This window comes from Ectopseudomonas toyotomiensis (assembly GCF_017167985.1).
Taxonomy (GTDB): Bacteria; Pseudomonadota; Gammaproteobacteria; order Pseudomonadales; family Pseudomonadaceae; genus Aquipseudomonas; species Aquipseudomonas toyotomiensis.
This window is the reverse complement of sequence record NZ_CP070505.1, coordinates 3,425,398-3,442,545: the sequence shown is the minus strand read 5'-3', so window position 1 is coordinate 3,442,545 and position 17,148 is coordinate 3,425,398. Positions and strand designations below refer to the sequence as shown.

Genomic DNA, 17,148 nt, shown 5'->3' with positions numbered 1-17,148 from the left:
AGTGGCCGATTATACGCACAGCAGGCCATGCACAACAGGCATCGCGATACGTGAAACCGCTACAGGGCCCGCCGGGCAAAATCGCGCGGACGGAAGCCCAATATGAGCAGCATGCCGAAGTAGGCGACCAGCCCAGCAGCCACCAGCGCGCCGAGACGCAACAGGCGCACGAGCATTTCCCCTTCCGCCCAGGCTGGCATGACCTGCAGCAGCCCCAGTAACACGGCGACCATCACCGCCACCGCGACCACCAGCTTGAGCAGAAACAGCCCCCAGCCCGGCAGCGGCTGGAAGATATCGACACGGCGCAGCTGCCAGTACAGCAGGCCGGCGTTCAGACAGGCCGCCAGGCTGATCGCCAGCGCCAGGCCGACGTGCGCCATATTCAGACCAAAGACGAACAGCGCGTTCATCGCCTGGGTCGCCAGCAGGCTGACCACAGCGATTTTCACCGGCGTCTTGATGTTCTGCTGGGCGTAGAAGCCGGGCGCGAGGATCTTGATCAGAATCAACGCCAGCAGGCCGACCGAGTAAGCCACCAGTGCCCGCTGGGTCATCAGCGCGTCCTCTACACCGAACTTGCCGTACTGGAACAGCGACACCACCAGCGGCTCGGCGAGAATCGCCAGCGCCAGGGTGCAGGGCAGCACCAGCAGAAAGCACAAACGCAGACCCCAATCGAGCAGGCGGCGGTACTCGTCGCGATTCTTGCTCGCATAGGTTTTCGATAGCGCCGGCAGCAGGATGGTGCCCAGCGCCACGCCCAGCACGCCCGAGGGAAGCTCCATCAGGCGGTCGGCGTAGTACATCCAGGATACCGAGCCGGCCACCAGGAAGGAGGCGAAGATGGTATTGATGATCAGAGAAATCTGGCTGACCGAGACGCCGAAGATGGCCGGCCCCATCTGCTTGAGCACGCGCCAGACGCCCATGTCACCGAAACTCAGGCGCGGCAGCACCAGCATGCCGACCTTCCTCAGATGCGGCAGCTGCCAGAGCAACTGTGCCAGCCCGCCGACCAGCACCGCCCAGCCCAGGGCCATGATTGGCGGGTCGAAATAGGGCGTCAGAAACAGCGAGAAGACGATCATGCTGACATTGAGCAAGGTCGGCACGAATGCCGGTACCGAAAAACGGTTCCAGGTATTGAGCACGGCCCCGGCCAGCGATGACAGGGAGATCAGCAATATATAAGGAAAGGTCACCCGCAGCAGATCGACCGTCAGCTCGAAACGCTCGGCCTCATCGGCAAAACCCGGAGCTGTGGCCCAGACAATCCAGGGCGCTGCGAGCACGCCGATGGCCGTGACCAGCGCCAGCACCAGGGTCAGCAAACCGGAGACGTAGGCAACGAAAGTGCGCGTGGCCTCCTCGCCCTGCTGCATCTTGTACTCGGCCAGGATCGGCACGAAGGCCTGCGAGAATGCCCCTTCGGCAAAAATACGGCGCAGCAGATTGGGCAGCTTGAACGCCACCACGAAGGCATCCGACGCCACCCCGGCACCGAAGGTGCGGGCGATGATGGTGTCGCGCACGAACCCCAGCACGCGCGAAACCATGGTCAGTGAACTGACGGCAGCCAGGGACTTGAGCAGATTCATGGGGTATTTCGGCTTCCATAAAGAGGTGCAGTAGCGGACAATCCGCCGCCCAACGAAGGCGTCGAGTGTAGCGAGCCACCACTGGTCAGGCCAGCACAGGAAAGCGTCATCAGACTTGACAGCAGGCAGATGGATCGGCATGATTCGCGGCCTTATTTGTCGTAACCCCCCAGTTTTCGAGGAGCTTGACGGTGGCCAACTCACCTTCTGCCAAAAAACGCGCCAAACAGGCTGAGAAGCGCCGTAGCCATAACGCCAGCCTGCGCTCGATGGTTCGTACCTACATCAAGAACGTGGTCAAGGCTATTGCTGCCAAAGATCTCGAGCTTGCCAAGACCGCTTACACCGCAGCCGTTCCGGTCATCGACCGCATGGCTGACAAAGGCATCATCCACAAGAACAAAGCCGCTCGTCACAAGAGCCGCCTGAACGCGCACATCAAGGCGCTGGGCGAAGCTGCTGCCGCCTAATCGCGACAGGTTCTTGAAAAGCCGGCCCTGGAGGCCGGTTTTTTATTGCCCCGAGTTCACGATCAGCAGCCCATAAAAAATGCCCGCCTCCTCAACGGAGCGCGGGCATTTTTGCCTATGCCTACCAGAATCAGCCGCGAGCAGCCTTGATCACTTCGATATAGGGCTCGGCATTACGCTGATCCTGAATCAGCGCGATGAAATCGTTGCCCTGCGCATCAGTGGCCGAGAGGTCATAACCTGCAGCAACGAAGAAACCCACGAAGCGCTCGAAGTCATCGATACGCAGACCGCGATAAGCCTTGATCAGCTTGTGCAGCGAAGGCGGTGTGGCGTCCGCTGGTTCCACTGCAAGGAACAGCTTGATCGAGTCATCGCTGATTTCTTCGCCAATCACCTGCTTCTTGTCTTTACGCATCGCCCGCTCCCGCCAGCATTACAGAGGGCCGGCAGTGTACCGCCGAGCCGCGCGCGGCTCAACGCGCAGCCGGGCAGGCTAGCACGCGAACAATCGACACGACAGCCGACCTAGGTCATGCCGCGCCCAGTGAACTGCCTCCTATAATGCGCCAAGCCACTAGGGAGCCAGCATGTCACGTCCATCGTTACCGCTGTTCGCCGCCTGGCGCCAGACACTGCGCGCCGGCTACTCGTGGAAGGCCCTGCGCGGAGACCTGAGCGCTGGCCTGACGGTGGGCATCATCGCCATTCCGCTGGCCATGGCACTGGCCATAGCGGTGGGCGTTGCGCCGCAGCATGGACTCTACACCGTGCTGATCGCCGCGCCGCTGATCGCCCTGTGCGGCGGCTCGCGCTTCAATATTTCCGGCCCCACCGCCGCCTTCGTGGTGATCCTGCTGCCGATTACCCAGCAGTACGGACTCGGCGGCCTGCTGCTGTGCACGCTGATGGCCGGCGTCATCCTGATCTCTCTGGGCCTGCTGCGCGCCGGCCGCCTGATCGAGTTCGTGCCCTACCCGGTAACACTGGGCTTTACCGCCGGCATCGGTATCGTCATCGCCGTCCTGCAGATCAAGGACTTGTTCGGCCTGCACCTGGCCGGCGCGCCACAACATCTGCTGGAACAGGTGAACCTGCTGGTGCGCGCCCTGCCCAGCCTGCAACCCGGCGATACTCTGGTTGGCGTCGCTTGCCTGGCGACACTGCTGATCTGGCCACGCCTGGCGCCGAAGATTCCCGCCCACCTCGTTGCCCTGGCGGTTGGCGCGCTGCTGGCGCTGGCTCTGGAACGGCTCGGGCTGCCTGTGGCGACACTGGGCGAGCGCTTCAGCTATCAGCTCGACGGTATCGATCATCCCGGCATTCCGCCTTTCCTGCCGGACCTCGCGCTACCCTGGAACCTGCCAGGTCCTGACGGCCAGCCGCTGGTATTGTCCTTCGAACTGATCCGCCAGTTGCTTGCCCCGGCATTCGCCATCGCCATGCTCGGCGCCATCGAGTCACTATTGTGCGCGGTGGTGGCCGACGGCATGACCGGCAGCAAGCATGACCCCAACGCCGAACTGATCGGCCAGGGCCTGGGTAATCTGGCCGCGCCCTTCTTTGGCGGCATCACCGCCACCGCTGCCATCGCCCGCACGGCAGCCAACGTGCGAGCAGGTGCGTTTTCCCCGATAGCAGCACTGATCCATGCCGGCGTGGTGCTGGCGGCCATTCTGCTGCTCGCACCGCTGTTCAGCTACCTGCCGATGGCGGCTCTGGCGGCGCTACTGCTGATGGTGGCGTGGAACATGAGCGAACCCCACCATGTTGCCCACACCCTGCGCATCGCCCCGCGCAGCGATGTGCTGGTGCTGCTGACCTGCCTGGTGCTGACGGTGCTGTTCGATATGGTGCTGGCCGTTGGCGTCGGCCTGCTGCTGGCAGCCGGGCTGTTCATCAAGCGCATGAGCGAGTTGACCGATACCGCTGCGCTGAGCCGGCAGCAACGTCAGGCCCTGCAGGATCTGCCCGAGCACGTGCTGGCTTACGCCATTCGCGGCCCGCTGTTCTTCGGCGCGGCAGAGAAGGCCCTCAGCGTGCTACGCCGCTTCACGCCCGGCGTGAAAGTGGTAGTGGTCGATATCAGCGCAGTGCCGCTGCTGGACATGACCGCCCTGGCGGCGCTGGACAACGTGCTGCGCGACTATCGCCAGCAGGGCCTGGCGCTGATCCTCAGCGGCCCCACTGCCCAGGTACGCCTGCAACTGCGGCGTGCCGGCGTGCAGCGCCGCGAAGGCGAGCTGGCATATGTGCGGGATCTGGCGCAGGCGCGGGAAAAGGCCTTGCGCTGGCTCGAGGCGAGCCACGACACGCAGCACGTCACGTAGGGTGCGCCGTGCGCACCGGGGGAAAGGTGCAGCGCACCCTACGCGTTAAGACCGCTTACAGCCCCTTGACCGCGTAGATGCCGGCGGCGTTACGCCAGTAGCCCTTGTAGTCCATGCCGTAACCGAAGATATAACGGTCGATGCACTGCAGGCCCACGTAGTTGGCCTTCAGGTCGGGGCGCGCCTTGCGCTCGTGCTCCTTGTCGATCAGCACCGCCGTGTACACGGCACGCGCGCCGGCATGGCGGCAGAAATCGATGATCGCGCCGAGGGTATGCCCTTCGTCGAGGATGTCGTCGATGATCAGCACGTCGCGGTCGATGAACGACACTTCCGGCTTGGCCTTCCAGAACAGCTCGCCACCGCTGGTTTCGTTGCGATAACGGGTGGCGTGCAGGTAAGACGCTTCCAACGGGAAGTTCAGTTTGGTCAGCAGCTTGCCGGAGAAGATCAGCCCGCCATTCATCACGCAGAACACCACCGGGTTGCGCTCAGCCAGCTCGGCGTTGATCTGGCTGGCGACCTTGTCGATGGCCGCTTCCACCTCGGCTTCGGTGAACAGGCAGTCGGCTTCCGCCATGATTTGGCGAATGTGCGCGAGATCGGCGGACATGATGTGTTCTCTCTTGATCGGGCTGATGAATGGCGGCGAACAGCCTGAAAGCTGATCGAGCCGTCAAATAAAAGCGGGCAAAGGTACAGACCCGGGCAACGCTTGCCAAGTATCGACTGACCAGCGTAGCCGATGCACGGCGCAGGTTGGCGTGACTCATCAGTCACCCACCACTTGGCATGAGCAATGCTTTAATCTAACGCGATTTTTCCCAGAGCCCCGTTGGAGATCCCAGCCCATGCCCACTCGCGAGATCCGCCACCCGCTGATCCGTCACAAGATCGGCCTGATGCGCCGCGCCGATATCAGCACCAAGAATTTCCGTGAGCTGGCCCAGGAAGTGGGCGCCCTGCTGACTTATGAAGCCACCAACGACCTACCGCTGGAAGCCTACGACATCGAAGGCTGGGCGGGCACCGTGCAAGTCGAGAAGATCGCCGGCAAGAAAATCACCGTGGTTCCGATCCTGCGCGCCGGCATCGGCATGCTCGATGGCGTGCTCAGTCTGATCCCCGGCGCCAAGGTCAGCGCCGTGGGTGTGGCACGCAACGAGGAAACCCTGGAAGCGCACACCTACCTAGAAAAGCTCGCGCCGGAAATCGACTCGCGCCTGGCGCTGATCATCGACCCGATGCTGGCCACTGGCGGCTCGATGGTCGCCACCATCGACCTGCTGAAGAAAGCTGGCTGCAAGGACATTCGCGCCATGGTCCTGGTCGCCGCGCCAGAAGGCATCAAGGCGGTCGAGAAGGCTCACCCGGACGTGACCATCTTCACCGCCTCCATCGATCAGCGTCTGAACGAACACGGCTACATCATTCCGGGCCTGGGCGATGCCGGTGACAAGATCTTCGGCACCAAGCAGAAGGACGCCTGACATGTCGCAAACGGAATTCAACGATCCGCTGTGGCGCCAGGGCATTTCCGGCGCACAGATGCTGTTCGTGGCCTTCGGCGCCCTGGTGCTGATGCCGCTTATCACCGGCATGGACCCCAACGTCGCGCTGTTCACCGCCGGCATCGGTACCCTGCTGTTCCAATTGGTGACCAAGCGCCAGGTGCCGGTTTTCCTGGCCTCCAGCTTCGCCTTCATCGCACCGATTCTGGCGGCCAAAGGCGAGTTCGGCCTGCCGGCGGTGATGGGCGGCGTGATCGCGGCCGGTGTGGTCTACATCCTGCTCTCGGCGCTGGTCAAACTGCGCGGCCCGAGCTTCATCGACCGCCTGCTGCCACCAGTGGTGATCGCTCCGGTGATCATCTCCATCGGCCTGGCGCTGTCGCCGGTAGCGGTGAACATGGCCATGGGCAAGGCCGGTGATGGCAGCATCGAACTGGTGCCGTACAGCACGGCGATGATGATTTCGATGCCGGCGCTGATCACCACCCTGCTGGTGGCAGTGCTAGGGCGCGGCATCTTCCGCCTGGTGCCGATCCTCGCCGGCATCGCCGTTGGCTGCGCCATCGCCGCGGTGCTCGGCGTGATCGACACCAGTGCCGTTGAACAAGCCGCCTGGCTCGCCATACCCAACTTCGTCACCCCGGAGCTGCACTGGGGCGCCATTCTGTACATGGTCCCGGTCGCCCTGGCGCCAGCCATCGAGCACATCGGCGGCGTGGTGGCGATCGGTAACGTCACCGGCAAGAACTTCGTCAAGAAGCCAGGCCTGCACCGCACCCTGCTCGGTGACGGCCTCGCCACCTCGGCAGCCGGCCTGTTCGGTGGTCCACCCAACACCACCTACGCCGAAGTCACCGGCGCGGTGATGCTGACCAAGAGCTACAACCCGAAGATCATGACCTGGGCTGCGGTATTCGCCATCGCCCTGGCCTTCATCGGCAAGTTCGGTGTGGCCCTGCAGAGTATTCCGGTCCCGGTGATGGGCGGCATTCTCTGCCTGCTGTTCGGCTCCATCGCCGTGGTCGGCCTCAACACCCTGATTCGCCACCAGGTCGACCTCTCCGAAGCGCGCAACCTGATCATTGTCTCGGTGACCCTGGTGTTCGGCATCGGCGGCATGGTCATCGGCGGCAAGGAATTCGCCCTGTCAGGGATTTCCCTGTGCGCGATCACTGCGCTGCTGCTCAATCTGGTGCTGCCCGGTGGCGCTGGCTGGAAACAACGGGAACCGGAAGAAGCCTGACTCCGCCGCCCAATAAAAAGCCCGCGAGCAGATCGCGGGCTTTTCGTTTGCAATGCCAGAACCTACCAGCCGACACCGAAGCCAAGGGTATAGCGGGTTTCGTCCAGATCGCCCTCGGCACCACTGACGATATCCTTCTCGGCCTTCATGTTCAGCGACGCCCAGTCGGTCACCTTGTAGCGCAGACCGACCTCGGCATCCAGGCTGTAGTCCGCCGCCCCACTGAGCGGACGCCCGAGCTCACCGACACTGAACAGCTCGACGGTCTTGCCGATCAGGTAGCGGTTGTAGTCCCACTTCACGCTCATGGCGTAGAAGCGATCCTGCTCGCCATTGCTGTAGCGGTAATCGCTGCGGTTGGCCAGGGTAGCAATGGAGAACGCACCCAGCTCGTCATCCCAGAACTGGTAACCCGGGCCGGTACCGAGAGTGCGCTGACGCTCCACCTCTTCGATACGGTCGCGCTTGTACTCGAAGCGCCCCTGCCAGAACCATTTTTCCGTGAGGAAGCGATCGAGCGCGTACTCGGCGCTCCAGTTGTCGGTACTGACAACGTCGTCTTTCAGCTCGCGGTTGTAGTCGGCAAGCGCATTGTGCCGCCAGAGACCGTGGCGGGCCTGGGTCTTGATATCGACGTCGTAATCATCAGAGTCGCGCTCGCCGCGCTTGTAGTCGAGACCAAGGTCGATGTTGCCCTTCCAGGTGAAATCCTCCACCAGCGGCTTGGGCTTCATGATCTGTTCGATCTGCGACAGCTCGATGGTCTTCGGCGACTCGCCATTGGCCAGGGTGACCTTGCCCGGCTCAGCCGCCAGCAGCGACTTGGCACGCTCGCCATCTACCGGCCCGAGCTTGACCAGCAGTTCGTGATCACTTTCCAGGGTGGCGATTTTCTTCCAGTCCAGCGGGATGGAGCCACCGTAGTCGGTTTCCAGCAGCAGTTTGCTGCCGTCGAAGAAGCGGATGGTGCCGGAGAGACGGTCACCGTTCTTCAACCAGACGGTATCGGCGAAAGTGGCGGAACTGCACAGAGCGATGCTCAGGCCTAGCAGGGACAGCGATGTAGAGCGCGACATAAGTTGGGTAATGGCGTTGGTGGGCGAAAGCCGGGCATTATCCGCAACCCCGGCGCCAGAGCAACAGCTGACCGGGCCGAATACGCAGAGTTCAGCTTTTTCCGTCGGGCGGCGTGCCGCCCGACGGCATCACCACCCCACGCCGATACCGATCAGATAATGCCGATCCGAAACCGTCTGCCCTGGGGCTCGCAACTGATCCAGCTCGTACAAAAGCGATAAGCGCGCCCATTGGTTGAGGCGGTAGCGCAGGCCGAATTCGCTATCGAGCACGTAGTCGATTTCTTCGATATGCGGGATCTGCAGCTGGGCATTGGCATAGAACTCCAGCCGCGTGCCCCACAGCAGGCGCTTGTAATCCAGCTCCAGCGAAGTGGTATTGAACGCCAGATCGGCAACGTCCGACTCCAGACGCACGCGATTGAACTGGCCGATCAGGTCGAAACGCCCGAGTTCGTCATCCCAGAAGCGATAACCGGGGCCGGTACCGACGATGCGCTGGCGATCGACAGTCTCGAATTCGTCCTCGGCCTGCTCCACGCCCACCCGCCAGAACCAGTGCTCGGTGAAAAAGCGATCGAGGTCGTACTCCAGTTCCCAGTTGTCCTCGACCTTTCTGTCGTTCTTGGTTTCACGCTCCAGCTCGCCACTGAGCACATGGCGCCAGCGCCCGTGCTCGACACGGGTATTGCCCTTGAGCTTCCATTCATCGACATCGTTCTGGTTGCGCTTCATGTCCAGCTTGGCATCGAGGTTGCCTTCCCAGAGACGGTCCTCCAGCAGCGGCCGCGGCGGCACCAGGCGTTTGATCTGCGCCAGCGGCAGGGTGTACTCGCGCTCGCCTTGCACCCTTACCATACCGCTACCAGCAGCCGACAACCTTTCGCTGCGTTCGTTGTCGAAGCCGCTAAGGCGCACCAGCAGGGGCTTGTCCGAACTGAGGGTATCGATATCCTTCCAGTCGATCAGCACCTGGCCGGCATATTTGGTCTTGAGCGCCAGCTTGCCGCCGTCGAGGAGGATGATCTCACCACTGAGTCGATCACCGTTGTCCAGCCAAACGGTATCGGCCCAGAGCGGGGCTGCCAGGGTAAAAAGGAACAAGGCGATCAGTACGCGCATGATAAGGACGAACCCTATGGGCAAGACGAAACCGCCAGAGTCTGCATGGCAGGCACCACCACCGGCAAGCGTCGAGGCGCGTCGCGAAGCGCTGTATCTGGTATTGGCACAGGTACCGGAAGGCAAGGTCGTCAGCTATGGCGAACTGGCCCAGTTGGCCGGTCTTGGCCGCGCTGCACGCTGGGTTGGTCGTACGCTGAGCCAATTACCGAACGGCACCACGCTGCCCTGGCATCGGGTGATTGCCGCTGGCGGACGCCTCAGCCTGGCTGCCGGCAATCCTTCCGGGGCCGAACAACGGGCGCGCCTGCGTGCGGAGGGCATCAGCATCCTGAACGAACGGGTGGATATGCGCCGTCACGGCTGGCGTCCGATGGAGCACAGCAGTTAGAGTGCGCCCTACCAAGACTCCCCCCAGCCCAGATTCGAGCCTGATGCCACGCAAATCCTGGCGAGAAGCCCTCGCGACCTACGCCAACCCCGCCACACTGGCGCTGCTGCTTCTGGGCTTCGCCGCCGGCCTGCCCTACATGCTGGTGTTCTCCACCCTGTCGGTATGGCTGCGCGAAGCCGGAGTGGCGCGTGAAACCATCGGTTTCGCCAGCCTCATCGGCCTGGCCTACGCCTTCAAATGGGTGTGGGCGCCCATGCTCGACCAGTGGCGCCTGCCATTGCTGGGCAAGCTTGGCCGGCGCCGCTCCTGGCTGGTGCTGTCGCAAGGTCTGGTAGCCATCGGCCTGATCGGCATGGCCAATTACGACCCGCAAACGCACCTGTCCTCGCTGATCGCCCTCGCCGTACTGGTGGCCTTCGCCTCGGCCACTCAGGATATCGCCGTCGACGCCTACCGACTGGAAATTCTCGGCGACGAACATCAGGCCGCGCTGGCTGCCGCCTACATGACCGGTTACCGGGTGGCCGCGCTGCTGGCCACCGCCGGCGCGCTGTATTTCGCCGAAGGCTTCGGCTCGACCGCCAAGGACTACCAGTTCAGCGCCTGGACCGGTACCTATATGCTTTTCGCCCTGCTGATGCTGCCAGGCCTGCTCACCTCCATCTGGATGCGCGAGCCGCCAGCACCGCCGCACATCCATGTCGCGCCGCCCAAGCACGGATTTTTCCACCAGTTGCTGGCAATCAGCGCGGTCATCATGCTGATCATCGCCGTGCCGACCATGTTCATCCAGTTCTACCAGAGCGATCTGGTGCCGATGCTGCTCGGCGACGTCGGCATGCAGGAGCTGCTCTACAACGACCGCGCCTTCCTCCGCGCCATGCTCTACAGCACCCTGGCCTGCGTCTGTGCATCCGGGCTGTTCTGGGGCGGGCTGGCACCGGTGCTGAAAACCGCGGCAGCGAGGTACGGGTTCTTCCACCAGTTACTTTCCGTGCTGCTGCTTATCATCCTGCTGATCGCCATCCCGGCCATGGTCACCCAATTCTACGAAAGTGACCTGATGCTGCTGTTCCAGGGCCAGATAAGCCTGCAGGAATTGCTCTACTACGACCGCGCCTTCCTGCGTGCGCTGCTCTATACCCTGCTCACCAGCCTGTCGATCTCCAGCCTGTTCTGGGGCGGTATGGCCCCGGTGCTCACGCCGATCAACGATTTCATCGTGCGCTACCGCTGGCAGGCACTGCTGCTGCTGAGTCTGATCGCCACTTATCGCCTGTCCGATACCGTGATGGGCGTGATGGCCAACGTTTTCTACATCGACCAGGGTTTCACCAAGGAGCAGATCGCCAGTGTCAGCAAGGTATTCGGCCTGGTGATGACGTTGCTCGGCGCCGGGGTCGGCGGCCTGTTGATCGTGCGCTTCGGCATCATGCCGATTCTGCTGATCGGTGCAGCCGCATCGGCGGCCACCAACCTGATGTTCATGCTGTTGGTGGGCATGGGCCCGCACCTGAACATGCTGATCGTCACCATCAGTTGCGATAACTTCAGCGCCGGCCTGGCCACCTCGGCGTTCGTCGCCTATCTGTCGAGCCTGACCAACCTGAAATTCTCCGCCACCCAGTACGCCCTGCTCAGCTCCATCATGCTGCTGCTGCCGCGCCTGATCGGTGGCTATTCCGGCGTGATGGTGGAAAGCCTCGGCTACGCCCACTTCTTCCTCGCCACGGCGCTGATGGGTATACCGACACTGCTGCTTATCGTTATCCAGTGGCGCCGCGACAAACGCCAGCCACTGCCGGATGCGACTCCACCTGCGCTCGACAAGGCCTGATTGGCAGACAGAAAAAAGCCCCGGATCGACCGGGGCTTTTCATTTCAGCGGCCTTACTCCGCTTTGGCCAGATGCACCACGCGCTGCGGGAACGGAATGCCGATACCCGCCTCGGTCAGACGCTCCTTGGCCAGCTCGGTAAAAGAGAAGGTCACCGGCCAGAAGTCGCCAGTCGCCACCCACACGCGCAGCGACAGGTTCACCGCACTGTCACCCAGCCCAGTGACGAATACCACCGGCGCCGGCTCGACATGCACGCGTGGGTCTTGGGCAATTTCCAGCAGCACCTCGCGCGCTTTTTTGATGTCGCTGGAGTAATCGATACCGATATTGATGTCGGCACGCCGACGCGGCTCGCGCGAGTAGTTGGTGATGTGGCCGTTGGACAGCGCACCATTGGGCACGATCACCACCTTGTTGTCCGCCGTCTTCAACGTGGTATGAAAGATCTGGATGCTATCGACGCTGCCGGACACCCCCTGCGCCTCGATCCAGTCACCCGCGCGGAAGGGACGAAACAGCATGATCAGCACGCCGCCTGCGAAGTTGGCCAGGCTGCCCTGCAACGCCAGGCCGATGGCCAGACCCGCCGCACCGATCATGGCGATGAACGAAGTGGTCTCCACACCGATCATCGACGCCACGCTGATCAGCAGCAGAATGCGCAGCACGATGCTGACCAGACTGCTGATAAAGCTGCTCAGCGCGCGATCGACCTTGCGCGCTTCGAGCATGCGCCCGATGCTCGACGTCAGCCGACTGATCAGCCACCAGCCTACCAGCAACGTGATCACGGCCAGGGTCAGCTTGCCACTGTACTCAAGCACCACCGGCAGCCAGGCCTCGGACAGCTTGACCAGTTCGTCGACGTTCATCTCCATAGGGGTACTCCCGTTTTCCTGTGCATGAAACGAAACCGCCATGGCATGCCATGGCGGTCAAAATGCTATCAACCTAGCCTGCGACGCCGCAGCGCCGCAAAGGTTCAATCGCGGAAGTTGTTGTACTGCAGCGGCATGCCGAAGTCATGGCCACGCAGCAGGGCGATGGCTTCCTGCAGGTCGTCACGCTTCTTGCCGGTGACGCGCACCTGCTCGCCCTGGATGGCGGCCTGCACCTTGAGCTTGGCGTCCTTGATGTGGGCGACGATCTTCTTCGCCAGCTCCTTGTCGATACCTTCACGGAAGGTGACTTCCTGCTTCATCACCTTGCCCGAGGCGTAGGGCTCCTTGGTTTCCATGCACTGGCAGTCGATCTTGCGCTTGATCAGGCTGCTGCGCACGATATCGAGCATCTGCTCGAGCATGAACTCGGCTTCGGCGGTCAAGGTCAGTGCCTTGTCCTTGCTCTCGATGCTGCATTTGCCACGCAGGTCGAAACGGCGGTCGAGCTCCTTGATAGCATTGTCGACCGCATTGGTCAGTTCGTGTTTGTCCAGTTCAGACACGATGTCGAACGAAGGCATGAGTGGGCTCCTGATGGACGGCGCGATCCTCTTCACGGAGTGAACGCGCCTGACTTGACGATAACTATGGCGGGCCCATTATATCCAGACTGATACGCGCCGTTTGGCGTCCTTCCTCTCTGTCTGCGAGCCAGCCACATGCCCAACCCCCATCTCAGCATCCTGGTGGTGGACGACGCCAAGTTCTCCAGCGCCATGATCGGTCGTGCACTGAGCCAGGCCGGCTATCAGGACGTGCGTTTCGCCAGCAGCGCCAGCGAAGCGCTGCAGTTGCTCGAACAGCGTCCCGCCAGCGTGCTTCTGGCCGACTGGCTGATGCCCGAGATCGACGGCCTGGAGCTGACCGCGCGGGTGCGCCAGCTGGACGAGACCGCCGACCACTACACCTACATCATCCTGCTGACCGGCAAGGAAGGCGAAAACGTCCTGGGCGAAGCCTTCGACCGTGGCGTCGATGACTTCATCAGCAAGGCGGCAATGAACGAACAACTGGTGCCACGCGTGTACGCCGCGGATCGCCTGTGCAACACCCTGCAGCGCCTGCTGCACGAGAACCGCATGCTCACGCAGAACATCGCCAGCCTGGAGCGGCGCAATCTGGTCGATCCGCTCACCGGCCTGGGCAACCCGCGCTATCTGCGCCAGAAGCTCACCGACAGCCTGCGCCAGATCGAGTCGCGCGGCGGCGCCGTGTGCTACCTGCTGATCGGCCTGCAGGACGCCGGTCAGCTGCGCCACCAGTACGGTGACCGCTTCTTCAACGAGCTGCTGCATGGCGTTGCACGGCGCCTGCAGCAGCTCGTCAGGCCACTGGACGTGTTGACGCGCCTGGACGACAACCACTTCGGCCTGATCACCCTGCTCGACGACCTGCACGAGTGCTCGCCGAGCAGCTTCAAGCGCCTGCACGAAGGCCTCAACTACAAAGCGTTCAAGACCAGCGAAGGGTTCATTACGCTGAAAGCCGGCATCAGCCTGGTCGGTCTGGACGCCAAGGCGCTGCCCACCGACCCCGAACAACTGATTCAGCATGCGCAAAATCTGCTGCCAGAGTCTTACGCCAGCGGCCGGGTAGCAGCCATGCGCCTGCCTCTGCCGTGACCTGGCACATCCTCGGCGCTGGCAGCCTCGGCAGCCTCTGGGCCGCACGCCTGGCCCGTGCAGGCATGCCGGTCAGGCTCATCCTGCGCAACCGGCAACGCCTCGAAGCCTATCAGCAGGCAGGCGGCCTGACGCTTATCGAATCAGGCCAGGCTCAGCAATACGCCATTGCCGCGGAGTTGCCGCAAGCCGATACGCCCATCTATCGCCTGCTGCTGGCCTGCAAGGCCTATGACGCGCCAAGCGCGGTGGCGACCGTCGCTAAGCGCCTGGCGCCTGGCGCCGAGCTGCTGCTGTTGCAAAATGGCCTGGGCAGCCAGGATGAAGTTGCCCAACGCCTACCCAAGCAACGTTGCCTGTTCGTCTCCAGCACCGAAGGGGCTTTTCGTCCAGCCGATTTTCAGGTGGTGTTCGCCGGCAATGGCCACAACTGGCTGGGTGACCCCAGCGATCCCCAGCCACCAACCTGGCTGCACGAACTGCAGCGCGCGGGCATCGTTCACCAGTGGAGCCCGGATATCCTCACGCGCCTGTGGCGCAAGCTGGCGCTGAACTGCGCGATCAACCCGCTCACCGTACTGCATGACTGTCGCAATGGCGGCCTGATCGAGCACCCTGCCGAAGTCGCCACCCTGTGCATCGAACTCGACGAGCTGCTGCAACGCTGCGGCCAGCCCGCAGCCGCAGAGAATCTGCATGAAGAGGTACAACGCGTGATCAGCGCCACGGCGGCGAACTACTCCTCCATGCATCAGGACGTTGCACAGGGGCGTCGCACCGAGATCAGCTATCTGCTTGGCTACGCCTGCGCCGCGGCGCAGCGTCATCAACTGCATGTGCCGCACCTGCAGCATCTGCAGCAGCGCCTGCTCAGGCATCTCGACGACCGTGGCTTGCCCTTGAACTAGCGGCCCGAGCCGTGGCAATGACTGCCCTGGCGCGCTAACCTGCCGTCCTCACTCGCCACAACGATAACCTCATGAGACTGCGTCAGCGCCTCGAAAACCTGCCGGTGGGCCGCAAACTGCTCGCCGCACTGCTGGTGTTGCTCGCCGCCGTGATGCTGGTGGCCAATCTGGCTTTCATCAGCGCAGCCTACTGGATCACCCAGGAAAGCATGGCGCCACAGGCCCTGCACACCCTCGGCCGGCTCATTGCCAGCCCGACGCTGAGCAAGGAAGCCTTGCACTCGTCCGCCTCGGCCGAAGCCCTGCTCAAACGCCTGGACGATTACGCGCCCCTGCGTGCAGCGGTTATCTACGACAGCAATGGCAACAGCCTGGCACAACTGCAACGCGGTGAAAAACTGCAGCTACCGCAGCAACTGAGCCATCTGCAGAACTGGCGCGAAACGGCCTTTCGCACCAACCTACTGGTCGACCTGCCCCATCCCAGCGGTCGCCCCGGCGCCCTGCTGCTGGTGGCTTCCAGCGAATTGCCTGGTGCCTTCTATACCGGCACCCTGACCGCGAGCCTGGTGATTCTGGCGTTCAGCGTGCTGCTGTGGATGCTGGTGGCCAGGCAGATCAAACGCCTGGTGACCAAACCCATTCGCCGCCTGGAAGAGTTGTCACGCCAGGTCACCCGCGAAGAGAACTATGCGCTGCGCGCCAATCGCGGCAATCAGGACGAGATCGGCAGCCTGGCCGATGCGTTCAATACCATGCTGATGCGCATGGAGGCCCGCGAGCAGCAGCTCAAGCGTGCCCGCGACGACGCCCAGCAGGCCTTCGATCAGGCGCAGAGCCTGGCCGAGGAAACCCGCCACTCCAACCGCAAGTTGGAGCTGGAAGTGCAGGTCCGCAGCAAGATCGAGAAGAAACTCACCGGCTTTCAGAACTACCTCAACAGTATCATCGACTCCATGCCCTCAGCGCTGATCGCCCTCGACGAACAGCTCTATGTGACGCAGTGGAATCAGGAGGCCAGCGCCCTGTCCGGGACGCGCCTGGAGGAGGCGCTGAATCAGCCGGTGTTTCTCGCCTTCCCGCCACTCAAGCCGTTCCTACCCCAACTCAAGCGCACCGCCGAACAGCACAAGGTGGAAAAGATCGAGCGCGTGACCTGGCACAAGGACGAAGAGCCCCACCACTACGCCCTGACCTTCTACCCGCTGATGGGCAGCGCCGGACGGGGCGTGGTGATCCGTATCGACGACATCACCCAGCGCCTGGCCCTGGAGGAAATGATGGTGCAATCGGAGAAGATGCTCTCGGTCGGCGGCCTGGCGGCGGGCATGGCGCATGAAATCAACAACCCGCTCGGTGCCATCCTGCACAACGTACAGAACATCCGCCGGCGCCTGTCGCCGGGCCTGGAAAAGAATATCGAACAGGCCGAACAGGCCGGCGTCAGCCTGCCTGCCATTGAGCACTATATGGAGGCCCGTGAGGTACCGCGCCTGCTCGACGGCATCCAGCAGGCCGGCCAGCGCGCCGCCAAGATCGTCAGCCACATGCTCAGCTTCAGTCGCCGCAGCGACCGCCAGCTATCGCCCTGCGATCTGCCGGCGCTGATCGACCAAGCTCTGGAGATCGCCGGTAACGACTTCGACCTGACCGACAGTTTCGACTTCAAGACCCTGGAGATCGTGCGCCAGTTCGATCCGCTGCTGGGCCCAGTGGCCGGCACCGCCAACGAACTGGAGCAGGTGCTGCTCAACCTGCTGAAGAACGCCGCCCAGGCCATTCACCAGCGCGACGAGGATACCGAGCCCGGCCGCATCATCCTGCGCACTCGGCAGGCCGGTAGTTGGGCAGAGGTCCAGGTGGAAGACAACGGCACCGGCATGAGCGAGGCGGTGCGCAAACGCATCTTCGAACCCTTCTTCACCACCAAGGAGGTGGGCCAGGGCACCGGACTCGGCCTGGCGGTCTCCTACTTCATCATCACCAACAATCATAAAGGGCAGATGGAAGTGCACTCCACGCCGGGCCAGGGCACCTGTTTCACCCTGCGCCTGCCGTTGGCCTCGCTGCCCGATCACACAGGACTCTGA

15 protein-coding genes and 1 pseudogene are annotated in these 17,148 nt (G+C 62.7%); 9 read left to right on the top strand and 7 right to left on the bottom strand.

Translation table 11 applies throughout. The features are described from left to right. Positions 1 to 59: 59 nt before the first annotated feature. Positions 60 to 1,601, bottom strand: a complete 1,542-nt coding sequence (gene murJ / locus JWV26_RS15755) for a murein biosynthesis integral membrane protein MurJ (RefSeq protein ID WP_206417284.1) — start codon at positions 1,599 to 1,601, stop codon at positions 60 to 62. Between the two features lie 191 nt (positions 1,602 to 1,792). Between murJ and rpsT the strand changes: the two genes are divergently transcribed. After that, a complete protein-coding gene (gene rpsT / locus JWV26_RS15750; protein WP_003243036.1) occupies positions 1,793 to 2,071 on the top strand; it encodes a 30S ribosomal protein S20 in 279 nt (92 codons plus the stop codon). Between the two features lie 130 nt (positions 2,072 to 2,201). Here the strand turns inward: rpsT and JWV26_RS15745 are convergent, their stop codons facing one another. Then, on the bottom strand, positions 2,202 to 2,489 hold the full coding sequence (locus JWV26_RS15745) for a PA4642 family protein (RefSeq protein ID WP_079784517.1): 288 nt from the start codon (positions 2,487 to 2,489) through the stop codon (positions 2,202 to 2,204). Between the two features lie 172 nt (positions 2,490 to 2,661). On the opposite strand from JWV26_RS15745, the gene dauA reads away from it, so the two are divergent. Continuing rightward, positions 2,662 to 4,401, top strand: coding sequence for a C4-dicarboxylic acid transporter DauA (dauA, locus tag JWV26_RS15740; protein ID WP_206417283.1), 1,740 nt, complete (start codon positions 2,662 to 2,664; stop codon positions 4,399 to 4,401). A gap of 55 nt (positions 4,402 to 4,456) precedes the next feature. On the opposite strand, the gene JWV26_RS15735 is transcribed toward dauA, so the two are convergent. After that, the gene (locus JWV26_RS15735; protein ID WP_206417282.1) at positions 4,457 to 5,014 is read right to left on the bottom strand and encodes a hypoxanthine-guanine phosphoribosyltransferase; all 558 of its coding nucleotides are present in this window, start codon (positions 5,012 to 5,014) and stop codon (positions 4,457 to 4,459) included. Between the two features lie 238 nt (positions 5,015 to 5,252). Here JWV26_RS15735 and upp point away from each other — a divergent pair, with 238 nt between their 5' ends. Continuing rightward, entirely contained in the window at positions 5,253 to 5,891 is a 639-nt protein-coding gene (gene upp / locus JWV26_RS15730) for a uracil phosphoribosyltransferase (protein ID WP_021488127.1), read from the top strand. Between the two features lies 1 nt (position 5,892). After that, a complete protein-coding gene (locus tag JWV26_RS15725; protein WP_206417281.1) occupies positions 5,893 to 7,155 on the top strand; it encodes a uracil-xanthine permease family protein in 1,263 nt (420 codons plus the stop codon). 62 nt (positions 7,156 to 7,217) lie between these two features. Here JWV26_RS15725 and JWV26_RS15720 read toward each other — a convergent pair whose 3' ends face one another. Next, positions 7,218 to 8,231, bottom strand: coding sequence for a DUF481 domain-containing protein (locus JWV26_RS15720; protein WP_079784520.1), 1,014 nt, complete (start codon positions 8,229 to 8,231; stop codon positions 7,218 to 7,220). 129 nt (positions 8,232 to 8,360) lie between these two features. Then, positions 8,361 to 9,353: a DUF481 domain-containing protein gene (locus JWV26_RS15715; RefSeq protein ID WP_206417280.1), complete on the bottom strand. Its 993-nt coding sequence runs from the start codon at positions 9,351 to 9,353 to the stop codon at positions 8,361 to 8,363. Between the two features lie 16 nt (positions 9,354 to 9,369). On the opposite strand from JWV26_RS15715, the gene JWV26_RS15710 reads away from it, so the two are divergent. Both JWV26_RS15710 and JWV26_RS15705 read left to right on the top strand, forming a co-directional pair. Further along, complete coding sequence (locus tag JWV26_RS15710; protein WP_093048791.1) at positions 9,370 to 9,744, top strand: MGMT family protein; 375 nt, start codon at positions 9,370 to 9,372, stop codon at positions 9,742 to 9,744. Positions 9,745 to 9,787: 43 nt separating this feature from the next. After that, positions 9,788 to 11,584 (top strand): AmpG family muropeptide MFS transporter, encoded by a 1,797-nt coding sequence (locus JWV26_RS15705; RefSeq protein ID WP_206417279.1) that lies wholly within the window; start codon positions 9,788 to 9,790, stop codon positions 11,582 to 11,584. A gap of 53 nt (positions 11,585 to 11,637) precedes the next feature. Here JWV26_RS15705 and JWV26_RS15700 read toward each other — a convergent pair whose 3' ends face one another. Together JWV26_RS15700 and JWV26_RS15695 are read right to left on the bottom strand one after the other, a co-directional pair. Continuing rightward, positions 11,638 to 12,465, bottom strand: coding sequence for a mechanosensitive ion channel family protein (locus tag JWV26_RS15700; RefSeq protein WP_079784523.1), 828 nt, complete (start codon positions 12,463 to 12,465; stop codon positions 11,638 to 11,640). 104 nt (positions 12,466 to 12,569) lie between these two features. After that, the gene (locus JWV26_RS15695; RefSeq protein WP_074913486.1) at positions 12,570 to 13,049 is read right to left on the bottom strand and encodes a YajQ family cyclic di-GMP-binding protein; all 480 of its coding nucleotides are present in this window, start codon (positions 13,047 to 13,049) and stop codon (positions 12,570 to 12,572) included. A gap of 135 nt (positions 13,050 to 13,184) precedes the next feature. Here JWV26_RS15695 and JWV26_RS15690 point away from each other — a divergent pair. The 3 genes and pseudogenes from JWV26_RS15690 to JWV26_RS15680 all read left to right on the top strand — a co-directional run. Beyond that, a pseudogene (locus JWV26_RS15690) lies at positions 13,185 to 14,150 on the top strand (GGDEF domain-containing response regulator); the annotation flags it as partial. Further along, positions 14,147 to 15,058, top strand: a complete 912-nt coding sequence (locus JWV26_RS15685) for a putative 2-dehydropantoate 2-reductase (RefSeq protein WP_206417278.1) — start codon at positions 14,147 to 14,149, stop codon at positions 15,056 to 15,058. The pseudogene JWV26_RS15690 and the gene JWV26_RS15685, both read left to right, overlap by 4 nt. A gap of 71 nt (positions 15,059 to 15,129) precedes the next feature. Further along, positions 15,130 to 17,148: an ATP-binding protein gene (locus tag JWV26_RS15680; RefSeq protein ID WP_206417277.1), complete on the top strand. Its 2,019-nt coding sequence runs from the start codon at positions 15,130 to 15,132 to the stop codon at positions 17,146 to 17,148.